The sequence below is a fragment of the Natrarchaeobius versutus genome, assembly GCF_041205745.1.
In the GTDB taxonomy this organism is placed as follows: Archaea; Halobacteriota; Halobacteria; order Halobacteriales; family Natrialbaceae; genus Natrarchaeobius; species Natrarchaeobius versutus.
In genome coordinates, this window is record NZ_JBGFCC010000012.1 from 1 (window position 1) to 10,915 (window position 10,915).

At 64.9% G+C, this 10,915-nt stretch carries 8 protein-coding genes; 4 read left to right on the forward strand and 4 right to left on the reverse strand.

Annotated features, from left to right (window positions below; all coding sequences use genetic code 11):
* Nucleotides 1–214 precede the first annotated feature (214 nt).
* Nucleotides 215–1,312, reverse strand: coding sequence for a methyltransferase domain-containing protein (locus AB7C87_RS21695; RefSeq protein WP_369731613.1), 1,098 nt, complete (start codon nt 1,310–1,312; stop codon nt 215–217).
* A gap of 220 nt (nt 1,313–1,532) precedes the next feature.
* On the opposite strand from AB7C87_RS21695, the gene AB7C87_RS21700 reads away from it, so the two are divergent.
* From AB7C87_RS21700 to AB7C87_RS21710, 3 genes are all read left to right on the forward strand, one after another.
* The gene (locus AB7C87_RS21700) at nt 1,533–3,305 is read left to right on the forward strand and encodes a beta-helix domain-containing protein (protein ID WP_369731614.1); all 1,773 of its coding nucleotides are present in this window, start codon (nt 1,533–1,535) and stop codon (nt 3,303–3,305) included.
* Nucleotides 3,306–3,421: 116 nt separating this feature from the next.
* Nucleotides 3,422–3,982 (forward strand): TATA-box-binding protein, encoded by a 561-nt coding sequence (locus tag AB7C87_RS21705; protein WP_006671604.1) that lies wholly within the window; start codon nt 3,422–3,424, stop codon nt 3,980–3,982.
* 144 nt (nt 3,983–4,126) lie between these two features.
* Nucleotides 4,127–5,137: an ion channel gene (locus AB7C87_RS21710; protein WP_369731615.1), complete on the forward strand. Its 1,011-nt coding sequence runs from the start codon at nt 4,127–4,129 to the stop codon at nt 5,135–5,137.
* A gap of 37 nt (nt 5,138–5,174) precedes the next feature.
* On the opposite strand, the gene AB7C87_RS21715 is transcribed toward AB7C87_RS21710, so the two are convergent.
* The 3 genes from AB7C87_RS21715 to AB7C87_RS21725 form a co-directional block, all read right to left on the reverse strand.
* Entirely contained in the window at nt 5,175–6,386 is a 1,212-nt protein-coding gene (locus tag AB7C87_RS21715; RefSeq protein WP_369731616.1) for an alpha/beta hydrolase family protein, read from the reverse strand.
* Nucleotides 6,387–6,418: 32 nt separating this feature from the next.
* Entirely contained in the window at nt 6,419–7,273 is an 855-nt protein-coding gene (hisG, locus tag AB7C87_RS21720; RefSeq protein ID WP_369731617.1) for an ATP phosphoribosyltransferase, read from the reverse strand.
* 170 nt (nt 7,274–7,443) lie between these two features.
* Nucleotides 7,444–9,747: a heavy metal translocating P-type ATPase gene (locus AB7C87_RS21725; RefSeq protein WP_369731618.1), complete on the reverse strand. Its 2,304-nt coding sequence runs from the start codon at nt 9,745–9,747 to the stop codon at nt 7,444–7,446.
* 393 nt (nt 9,748–10,140) lie between these two features.
* Here AB7C87_RS21725 and AB7C87_RS21730 point away from each other — a divergent pair, with 393 nt between their 5' ends.
* Nucleotides 10,141–10,902 carry an MBL fold metallo-hydrolase gene (locus AB7C87_RS21730; RefSeq protein ID WP_369731619.1) on the forward strand — a complete coding sequence of 254 codons (762 nt, stop codon included), beginning with the start codon at nt 10,141–10,143 and terminating at the stop codon, nt 10,900–10,902.
* The last annotated feature ends 13 nt before the right edge of the window (nt 10,903–10,915 follow it).

Below are 10,915 nucleotides of genomic sequence, written 5' to 3' on the forward strand. Positions count from 1 at the left end.
ACGAAAATCTTCGATTTTCGAACCATGAGCGAGAACCGCGTCAATGCGAACGGGGAGGAACGACCCGTGAGCGAACGGAGTGAGCGAGAACCGCGGGAATGCGAACGGGGAACGCAGTGACCCGTGAGCTCGGCGACCGATGTGTACATCGGTTCAGTTGTTACGATAGTAACGACTGTTTCGTCGAAACAGATAACTGCGATCGGAAGGAGGCTCACCGCGCGTCGTCCGAAAGCACCATCACGTACCGCGTCAGCGAGCGGTGGACCCGCCGTTCGAACGTCGACTCGACGTTCCAGCCCGCGGCTCGAGCCGCCTCGGCCCACGACCGATCCGCGACGACGACGGCTCGCGAGGCGACCCGGCGAGCCTCACCGAGCGCGCCGGAGACCAGATCCTCGAGGCGGTGGCGTTCGATCTTCGACTGGCGGCCGTAGGGTGCATCGAAGACGACGCCGTCGACCGCGTCGTCGGGGAGGGGGAGCCGGGTCGCGTCGCCGCGTGCGACGGTCCAGCGACCCCGGTCGACGCCCGTCGGCGAGGGAGCGTCCGCCTCGAGGAAGTGTGTCAGATTCTCCCGGCTCCCCTCGACCATCTTCCGCTGGGCGTCGGTGCCGATCACGTCGGCGCCGACGAGGCCGGCCTCGACGAGTACGCCCCCGGTTCCACACATCGGGTCCAGAATCGTGTTCCCGGCTCGCGCGCCCGCCAGGTTCGCGACGGCCCGCGCGAGAAGCGGATCCATGCTCCCCGGCTGGAAGAAGGGCTTGTCCGTCGGCGCGCGGCTCCCGAAGTCGCGAACGCTCTCGGCCACGAGCCAGCCCAGCGAACAAACTGAGACGTCGTCCTCGGACGCGTCGCTGTCACGGGCCACACTCGAGTCGGCGCGATTCTCGCTCGTCGCGTCCGCGCCGGGGATCGCCCCTGTCGAAAAAACGGCACGCAAGAGGTGATCCGGCTCCTCGAGGTCGACCGAGAAGCCACGATCGACGAGCACCCGGCCCAGCTCGCGCTCGGCGCGGGCGGTGTCGACGCCGCTCGAGCCGTGGACGTCCGTCGCCCGCACGGCGACGGATCCCTCACGGTCGATCGATGCGGCCTCGAGCAACGCGGCCGCACTCTCGAGGTCGGCGTCGGTTCGGCCGACGAGTTCACTCGCCCGGTGGGTGTACGCCAACCCGCGGACGCGTTCGGGAACGACGCCGCGCGCGACGGCGAGACCGGGTGCGATCGGACGGACGCCGGTCGCCCCACTCGCCGCCTCGCAGGCCGCGAACGCGTCGTCCTCGCCGCCGAGTTCGAGGAGGTACACAGCGAACTGTCGCCGCGGGATGGCTATCAGCCTACCGTTTCGCGTGACAGATCGAGCGTCCAGTGACGACGGTGGCATACCGAACGAAGCGATGGAAGATGACAAATATTGGATCAAGCTGGGGAAGACATCGCGTCGGGAGTCGACACCGCTTTTCACGACGTATTGTCTCCGGCATAGATGTAGTTAAATATATTGCACCACAATATATCTGAAAACTATGGGATATCGACGGACGTTCGTTGCAACCCTCCCGCTCGTGACCATTGCCGGCTGTCTGTCGGACAGCGATAGCGGCAGTGGTGTCGGAGACGGGACGGACGAGACCGTGCCAGACGACCAACACGAGGATGGCGACGAGACGGATGGTGGAACCGATTCGAACTGGGAGGACGACCTCGAGCGGCCGGACGAAACCGTGGAGCTTTCGGACGGTATCGAAACGGACGAAACGCTCACTTCCGACGTTCTCTACCGCGTAACGGATCAGCTTACGGTCGACGCGACGGTGAGTATCGAGCCGGGGACCATCCTCGAGTTCGAGGAGGGGGCCGGGCTTCGCGTGCGTGGGCTCCAGGGCGGGCAGATCGTCGCCACAGGAACTCCGGACGAGCCGATCGTGTTCACCGGCACGCAGAAGACGCCCGGCTGGTGGAACGGCATCTACGTCTGGGGATCCGAGAGCCACGACAACCGACTCGAGCACGTCGTCGTCGAGTACGGTGGCCGTGAGAGCGACGGAACCGTACACCTCCGTGGCTCTCGCCTCCCGATCACCAACAGCACGCTCGCCCACGGCGATGGCTACGGACTGTACGTCGACGAGGAGTCGTCGATCGAGGGATCCGAGAACAACCAGTACAGCGACAACGAAGCCGGTGGCGTACGCCTGAGTGCGAACAGCGTGCATTCGCTCGATGCCGCGTCCACGTACGCAGACAACGGCGTCGACGCGGTCACCGTCGGCGGCGAGGACGTCGAAGGCGAAGACGTGACGTGGAACTCACTCGACGTCCCGTACCGACTGCGAGATCGAACGGCAGTACGCGAGGCGACGCTTACGATCGAACCGGGAACCACCCTCGAGTTCGAAGAGGGTGGGGAGTTCCGAGTTCGTGATGGTGGCGGACTCATCGCGGACGGAACCGAAGATGACGAGATCGTGTTCACCGGCACGCAGAAGACGCCCGGCTGGTGGAACGGTATCTACGTCTGGGGTTCCGACGCTCGCAACAATGCGCTGAATCACGTCGTCGTCGAGTACGGCGGCCGTGAGAGCGATGGTAACGTACACGTCCGCCACGGCCGACTACCGATTACGAACGCCACGCTTCGCCACAGCGACCGCTACGGGCTGTTTCTCGACCCGAATTCGACGATACCCGAATCGAAGGCGAACACGTACACCGAAAACGCCGCTGGCGCGGTGAAGTTAGACGCACACACGGCCCACTATCTCGATAGCAACTCCACGTACACGGGTAACGGAGAGGATGCCGTCGTCGTCGACGGGACGGACGTCGAACACGAGGACGTGACGTGGAGCGCCCTCGACGTCCCGTACCGACTCCGGGGCCGAACGCAGGTTCGCGACGTCGACCTCACGATCGAACCGGCTTCGACCGTACTGTTCGAAGAAGGGGGAGAGTTCCGTCTTCGCGACGGCAGTGGGCTCATCGCGAGAGGAACCGAAGACGAGAAGATCGTCTTTTCCGCCACCGAGGAGATTCCTGGCTGGTGGAGCGGCATCTACGTCTGGGGCTCAGAAAGCCACGACAACCGTCTCGAGCACGTCATCGTCGAGTACGGCGGCCGCGAGAGCAACGGGTCCGTTCACCTTCGAACCGGTCGGTTTACAATCACCGATTGCACGCTCCGTCACAGCGACGCGTGGGGGCTCTGGGCTGAGTCAGATGTCGCCGTCAACGACGACGTCTGTGCGGTCAATGAGTTCAGTGACAACGGCGTCGGTGACTGTACAATAGACGGATAACGCGACGAGACCACCGGAGTAGTCGGCCGTCCGTTCAGTTGATAATCGATAAACCGGATATATCAGGTGGCGGTACCAACCTTTATAAAGGTTAAATACGTCTTTTTAAGCGACTTATGACGGATCCCAAGGACACCATCAACATCGAAAACGTGGTGGCGTCGACCGGCATCGGCCAGGAACTCGACCTCCAGAGTGTCGCGATGGACCTCGAGGGGGCCGACTACGACCCCGAGCAGTTTCCCGGCCTCGTGTACCGCACCCAGAACCCAAAATCCGCCGCACTCATCTTCCGGTCGGGGAAGATCGTCTGTACCGGCGCGAAGAGTACCGACGACGTTCACGAGAGCCTGCGTATCGTCTTCGATAAGCTCCGTGAACTCCAGATTCAGGTGAACGAGGACCCCGAGATCGTCGTCCAGAACATCGTCACCTCCGCCGACCTCGGGCGTAACCTCAACCTGAACGCGATCGCGATCGGACTGGGCTTAGAGAACATCGAGTACGAACCCGAGCAGTTCCCCGGACTGGTCTACCGACTCGACGAACCCGAAGTCGTCGCCCTGCTGTTTGGCTCCGGGAAACTCGTCATTACCGGCGGCAAAAAGCCCGAAGACGCCGAACACGCCGTCGACAAGATCGTCTCCCGCCTCGAGGATCTCGGCCTGCTCGAGTAACCGCCCACCCGGTGGGTCGAACGCGAACTCGAGTGTCGACGCCAGCCCGATCGTCTCTCACCGTAACTGGGCCGGCAACATCACGTTCGTACTCTCGATTCGCCGGGATGTCGTTGACGGATTTCCGGAACGTAGGATGGAGGTATGCAACCGCTGTTTCTCGTCACCGGTATCGTGATCCTCGTGGCGGTCGTGGTGGACCTGATCTGGACGACGTTGTGGGTCGACGGCGGATCTGGGCCGCTCTCGTCCCGTCTGACGACAGCCGTCTGGAACGGACTTCGTCTCGCCAGCGACGACAATTCGCGAGTTCTCAGCCTCGCGGGCCCACTCATCCTCGTGTTCACGCTCGCGATGTGGATCGGATTGCTCTGGCTCGGCTGGACACTGCTGTTCGCCGGCGGCTCGGTCGCACTCGTTAGCGCCCACACCGGCGACCCCGCAGACTGGACAGGTCGGTTCTACTACGTCGCCTACACGATGTTCACCAACGGCAACGGCGACTACACCCCGACGGCCGGACGCTGGGAGATCGCCAGCGCGCTCACGACGGCGACCGGGATGGCGTTCGTCACGCTCGCCGTCTCGTACGTCCTCTCCGTCCTCGGTGCGGTCTCGGAGAAACGCTCGTTCGCCAGCGACGTCACCGGCCTCGGCGACCGAGGCGAGACGTTCGTTCGAACCGGCTGGACCGACCGCGACGGGGAGTCGTTCGCTGGCGGCCCCGAACTGTCCCTCGAGTCGCTCTCCTCGCAACTGTCTTTGCTCGCTGATCAACACAAGTCGTATCCGATCTTGCACTACTACCACAGCGAACAGGGGAAACGTGCCTCCGCGGTCGCCGTCCCCATTCTGGACGAAGCGTTGACGATCTACCGTCACGGTCTTCCGGATGAGGAAGGACCGAATTCCGTCGTCGTCGAGGACGCGCGCTCGAGCGCACAGAGCTACCTCGACACCCTCGACACGGCGTTCATCGAGCCGGCAGACGAGGTGCCGCCCGATCCCAACCTCGAGTTGCTTCGTGAGGACGGAATCCCGACGGTCTCCGACGAGGAGTTCGACGCGGCACTCGAGGGGTTGACCGAGCGCCGACGAAAGCTCCTCGGGGTCGTCGAGGCCGACGCCTGGCACTGGCCGCCGCTCGAGGAGTGATCGCAACGGACGCCGGTACGCCCGCTCACTCGATTGCTCAGACGGGTTCCGCGACCGGTGAGTCGTCCAGCCAGTCGTAGATAACTCCCGTCGCGAGCGAGAGATTCCCGACCTGACAGTGTTCGCCGGCACCCTCGGCGGTTTCGAACACCCGAATCGTCGTCGGACACGACAGTTTGTCGATGAACTCACCCGCCAACTCGAGTGGGACGAAGTGGTCGTCCTCGCCGGCCAACACGAGCGTCGGCGCGTCGATCTCCTCGGCGACGCCGGAGAGCGAGTACCGGCGAAGCGTCCGCTGGTAGGCGGCGGCCGAGTCGACGCCGAACACCCACTTCCCGTTCTCGAGCAACCATCGCGATTCGACGCTGAACCGTACGCCGGCCGATGCGAGTCCGTTGACGAGCGCGTCAGGTGCGACCAACAGGAGTCGAGCAAGTCGAGGCGTCTCGTACGCGGCCGCCCGCCAGAGATCGTGCATGTGATCGAACGCGACGCAGGCGCCGACGCGGTCCTCGAACGCCGCCGCTCGCGGCGCGTAGTAGCCGCCGAAACTCACCCCGATCAGCCCGACGCCTTCGGTCTCGAGTCGGCCGTCGTCCCCCAGATGGTCGAGGACTGGCCCGACGACGCGCTCCCAGTCCGGTCTCGCGGTCAGCCCCTGATATCTGAGCGGCGCGCCCTGGCCGGGACCCTCGAAGAGTACCACGGCGTATCCTCGCGCCAGTGCCTCCGGAACCCCACAGAGGAAATACAGCTCCTCGGCGAGCGAATCGAAACCGCCGAGACAGACGACCGTCGGATATGGCTCCCGGGCGCCCGCGCTGTCTGGTGGCAAAAGCAGGTAGCCGGGAAGGGTCGTCCCCTCGTACGGAATCTCGAGTGTCGTCGTCGGGCTGTCGAGCAACGCGAGACCGGCCCGAAACGCCTCCCGGCTTCGGTCGTAAGTCGAGAGTCGGCGCGGATCGGCCGGTGGGAGAAAGAATTCCGCGGTCCGGTAGTACGTGTGGGCTCTGAAGTACGCCCCGCGAGCGGTTCGTTCGTTTCCGGCCTCGGCCGCGTCGTCGGCCAGCCGTTCGACCCGGCGGGCGGTCTCGAGCCACCGGGCGTGCCAGGCATCGGTATCGCCTTCGTCGATTCGCTCGACCGTCGCGAGCACTTCGCCCGGTTCGGCGCCGCCGAAGGTCGTGTACGCCATCGCCCGAATCGTCTGGTAGTCGAAGGCGCGACTCGAGAAGTGTACGCGCATGGCCGACCAACAACGGAAGGCGACTTAACTTATCACTCGACCAGACGTTCGATCTCGGTCACCAAGATGTCACTCGCTCCGGCCTTTTTGACCTCGGTGATCGTCTCGAAGACGTCGCGTTCGTCGACGACGACGTGGACGGCGACCTTCTCTCCCCCGCCGTTCGCGATGTCCATCACCGTCGGCCCACCCATCCCCGGAATCACGTCACGAACCGCCTCGAGTCGATCCTCGGGGACGTTCATCATCAGGTAGCGCTTGCCTTCGGCCTGCTTGACCGAAGAGAGCGCCGTCCGGACCTCCTGGACTTTCGGGTCGTCGGCGACGTCCGCGCGAGCGAACAGCCGGACGGAACTCGAGAGCACCTCACAGACGACGGCCAAACGATTCATCTTTAGCGTCGTCCCCGTGCTCGTGATATCGACGATGGCGTCGGCCATCTCGACGTGGGGAGTAAGTTCCGTCGCGCCAGACACCTCGACGATGTCGGGGTCGATGGCCGTCTCGGCGAAGAAATCGCGCGTGATATTGGGAAACTCCGTCGCGATCGTCTTGCCCGCTAGATCCGAGATGGCCTCGATGTCGCCGTCCTCGGGTGCGGCGAGGACGAGTCGACAGCGGCCGAACTCGAGGTCCAGCAACTCCTCGACGTCGTCGACGCGGGCTTCTTTCACCTGGTCGAACCCCGTGATGCCCAGATCGGCCGCGCCGTCGGCGACGTACTCGGGGATGTCGGCCGCACGGGCGAACAGCACGGAGACGTCCGAATCGACGGTGTCGGCGTACAGCTTGCGGTCGGCACCGTTCTCGAGATGGAGCCCCGCCCGCTCTAAGAGGTCGATCGTCGGCTCGTGCAGGCGGCCCTTGTTGGGAACGGCGATTCGCATTTATCGCCCGTTCGTGGCCGGCAGGGAACTGTCTTTTCATCCGGGGGAGCGCTCGGTACAGAGCTCGTTCGTGCGCGGCACTCGTTTCGGATGAGCGAGTCGAAGCGACGCCCCCCTCACGGTTTCGGAGGTTTCGGTGAGACAGGTGAGTTCCCGTTCTCGAGTTCGCCTCACGTCGAGAGCTCCGCCCGGCGCAATAGTTGTGCGTTTACCGCCACGATCACGGTGCTCGCGGACATGAGCACCGCGCCGACGGCCGGCGAGAGCAGAATGCCGATCGGTGCGAGGATGCCGGCCGCCAGCGGCAGGGCGAAGACGTTGTAGCCGGCCGCCCAGGCGATGTTCTCGGCCATCTTTCGGTAGCTCTTCGCGCTCAGTCGGACGAGCCGAGCGACGTCTCGAGGGTCGTTCTCCACGAGCACCACGTCCGCCGACTCGACGGCGACGTCCGTTCCCGAGCCGATCGCGATCCCCACGTCGGCTCGCGTGAGCGCAGGCGCGTCGTTGACGCCGTCGCCGACCATGCCGACGAGGTGGCCGCGCTCTTGCAACTCGAGGATCTTCTCGTCTTTGTCCTCCGGGAGCACCTCGGCGAAGACGGTATCGATCTCGAGTTCGTCCGCGACGGCATGAGCCACGTCGGCGTCGTCGCCGGTGAGCATCGCCACGTCGACGCCCATCCCGTGGAGCGCGTCGATCGCCTCGAAACTCTCCTCGCGGATTACGTCCGCAAGCGCGATCGCACCGACGGCCGTCTCGTCCCGAAGCACGTAGACGACGCCATCGCCCCGATCGCCAGCCTCGGACGCGAAGCGCTCGAGCGCCGGGTCGGGATCGACCTCGAGGTGGCGCAACAAGTTGGGTCCGCCGACCGAGACGGTGTGGCCGTCCCGGTCGTTCCCAGCGTCGGACGGCGGTGTGTCGACGCCCGCGGACTCGTCCGCACTGGATACAGCGGACGGGGGCGCCTCTCGCTCGATCGTCGCGCGGACGCCCCGCCCCTCGAGTGCTTCGAACCCCCGAACGTCGGGGATCGGGAGGTTTCGGTCCGTCGCGGTGTCGCGAATCGCCTGGGCGATGACGTGCTCGGAGTCGCCCTCGACGGCGGCCGCGAGCGTCAGGACGTCGTCTTCGCTCCAGTCGTCGATCGTCGCGACGTCGACGACGCCCTGCTCGCCCTCCGTGAGCGTCCCCGTCTTGTCGAAGACGACGGTGTCGAGGTTCCGCGCCGATTCCATCGCGATCCGGTCGCGAATCAACATCCCGTTGCGGGCGGCCATCGAGGTGTTGATCGCGACGACGAGGGGGACGGCGAGTCCCAGCGCGTGCGGGCAGGCGATGACGAGGACGGTGACGACCCGCTCGACGACCGGCAAGCCGAAGCCGACGGCGGCCGACCACGCCACGGCGGTGACGGCCGCGACACCGAGGGCCGCGTAGAACAGCCAGCCGGCGGCGCGGTCCGCGAGCACCTGCGTTCGCGAGCGACTCTCCTGGGCATCCTCGACGAGGCGCATGATCCCCGAGAGCGTCGTCTCCTCGCCCGTCGCCGCGACGCGGACGCGCAAACTCCCGTCGCGAACCGTCGTCCCGCCGACGACGCCGTCGCCCGGTTCCTTCGAAACCGGCTTCGATTCGCCCGTAATCATCGACTCGTCGACGTTCGACTCGCCCCCCTCGACGACGCCATCGGCAGGGACGTTCGATCCGGGCCGGACGAGCACGAGGTCTCCTTCCTCGAGGTCGTCGATCGGAACCTCCTCGGGTCCGCCGTCCGTGATTCGCTCCGCGGTGGCGGGCAACAGTTCGGCGAGTTCGTCTAGCGCGCCCGACGCCCGCCGGACCGAGCGCATCTCGATCCAGTGGCCCAGCAGGAAGATGACGATCAGCGTCACGAGTTCCCAGAAGAACGGCTCGCCGATACCGAAGACGACGGCTGCGAGGCTGTAGACGAACGCAACGGAGATGGCGAGCGAGATCAACAACATCATTCCGGGCTCTCGATTGCGAGCCTCGACCGCACCCATCTGGAGGAACGGAACGCCGCCGTAAACGAAGACGACGACGCCAAGAACCGGACCGGCGAACTGGCTTCCCGGGAACGTCACCGCGGCGTACCCGAACCACTCCTGGAGCATCGGGCTGTAGTACAACACCGGAAGCGAGAGGACGAGACAGACGAAAAAGCGTCGTTTGAACAGCTCCTCGTGGTCCGAGTGGTCGACGTGTGCGCCGTGGTCGTCTCGCGCGTGCTGGTCGGGAGCACCCTCTTCGCGTGAGTCGTGGTCACCTTCGTCGGGAGCGTCGTGGGTGCCGGCCGGTTTCTCGTCGGATTCGGGTTCGTCGCGGTAGCAATCGCAAACGCGACAACACGAACAGTATTCGTCCGTCGGTTTTTCCCCGACATCACGGCTCTCGCGTTCCGACGGGGCGTGGGATCGAGACACGTCGTGATCGGCTGACGAGTCAGTCATTCGTTCGGGTTACCTCGATCGTTCGTTTGGATTACCGCGAGAGGATCGCTGGCACCCCATTTCGGGTTCCTCGTCCGAGTGGTTGTGTGGGCCTCCTGTCGGTCGCCGGAGTCGGCTGTGCATCGTCACGTGCTAGTCTGTGACGCACAATCATAATTCACCGACACTGTTGGACTGCCGTGTCACCGGGCACTGGCGGTCGTATCGGGTCTTTTCGTCGACACACCGGTTCGGCCAGCGCGGAGTGGTCTGATACGGATTCCTGCAACGATTTACTGGCCCAACCGCGATCCGAGCGGCGGTTGCGCCGGAACTGACGTACAGTAAACCGGATGGCTCGACGAAGATCCGTCAACCCTGGCACTTTATTGATCGAACGACGTTGGTCCGGGTATGACAGTGACCCACGACGGCCTCGAGATCTCCTGGCTCGGCTACGCGACGGCACGCATCGAAGCGGACGACGGAACCGTCGTCTACACCGATCCCGGCCGGTACGGCACGCTCGATGGAACCTGGGCGGAGCAGTACGGCGATGCCCCACACCCGAGCGGCGACGCCTACGACGCCCGCGACGGTGACCTCGTGGTCGTCACCCACGATCACCACTACGACAGCGACGGAGTCGAACGGGTCGCAAGCGAGGACGCGACAGTCGTCGTCTACGAAGAGGTCTCGGCAGAGAGCGTCGTCGACGGCGGGCGAGACGTCGTCGAACCCGAATCCCTTCCGTACGACGTTCGTCGGATCGGCTACGGCGACGAACTGACGGTCGACGGCGTGGGCGTGCGAGCGGTGCCGGCGTACAACCACCCCGACGGACCGAACGCCACAGACGGCGAACCGCTCCACCCCAAGGGACTGGGCTGTGGGTTCGTCCTGACCGTCGACGACGTCCCCTGCTTCTGGACGGGCGACTCCGACGTCGTAGAGGAACACGCCGACCTCGACGTCTCGCTCTTTCTGCCATCGATCTCACAGAACTACACGATGGATCGCCACGGCGCGGCCGACCTCGCCGAGGACCTCGAACCCGACCTCGTGGTTCCGATCCACTACAACACGTTCCCGAACCTCGAGGCCGACTCGAAGGCGTTCGCCGGCGACGTGGCGAGTCGCGGGATTCCGGTCGTGTTGGACGAACGGTTCCAGTGAGGGCAACTGCGGA

What these genes read in the sequence shown, in the direction of transcription:
- AB7C87_RS21715 (WP_369731616.1), bottom strand. Translation starts at nt 6,386, where the DNA reads ATGCGCGTACACTTCTCGAGTCGCGCCTTCGACTACCAGACGATTCGG.
- AB7C87_RS21730 (WP_369731619.1), top strand. Translation starts at nt 10,141, where the DNA reads ATGACAGTGACCCACGACGGCCTCGAGATCTCCTGGCTCGGCTACGCG.
- AB7C87_RS21710 (WP_369731615.1), top strand. Translation starts at nt 4,127, where the DNA reads ATGCAACCGCTGTTTCTCGTCACCGGTATCGTGATCCTCGTGGCGGTC.
- AB7C87_RS21700 (WP_369731614.1), top strand. Translation starts at nt 1,533, where the DNA reads ATGGGATATCGACGGACGTTCGTTGCAACCCTCCCGCTCGTGACCATT.
- AB7C87_RS21705 (WP_006671604.1), top strand. Translation starts at nt 3,422, where the DNA reads ATGACGGATCCCAAGGACACCATCAACATCGAAAACGTGGTGGCGTCG.
- AB7C87_RS21725 (WP_369731618.1), bottom strand. Translation starts at nt 9,747, where the DNA reads ATGACTGACTCGTCAGCCGATCACGACGTGTCTCGATCCCACGCCCCG.
- hisG (WP_369731617.1), bottom strand. Translation starts at nt 7,273, where the DNA reads ATGCGAATCGCCGTTCCCAACAAGGGCCGCCTGCACGAGCCGACGATC.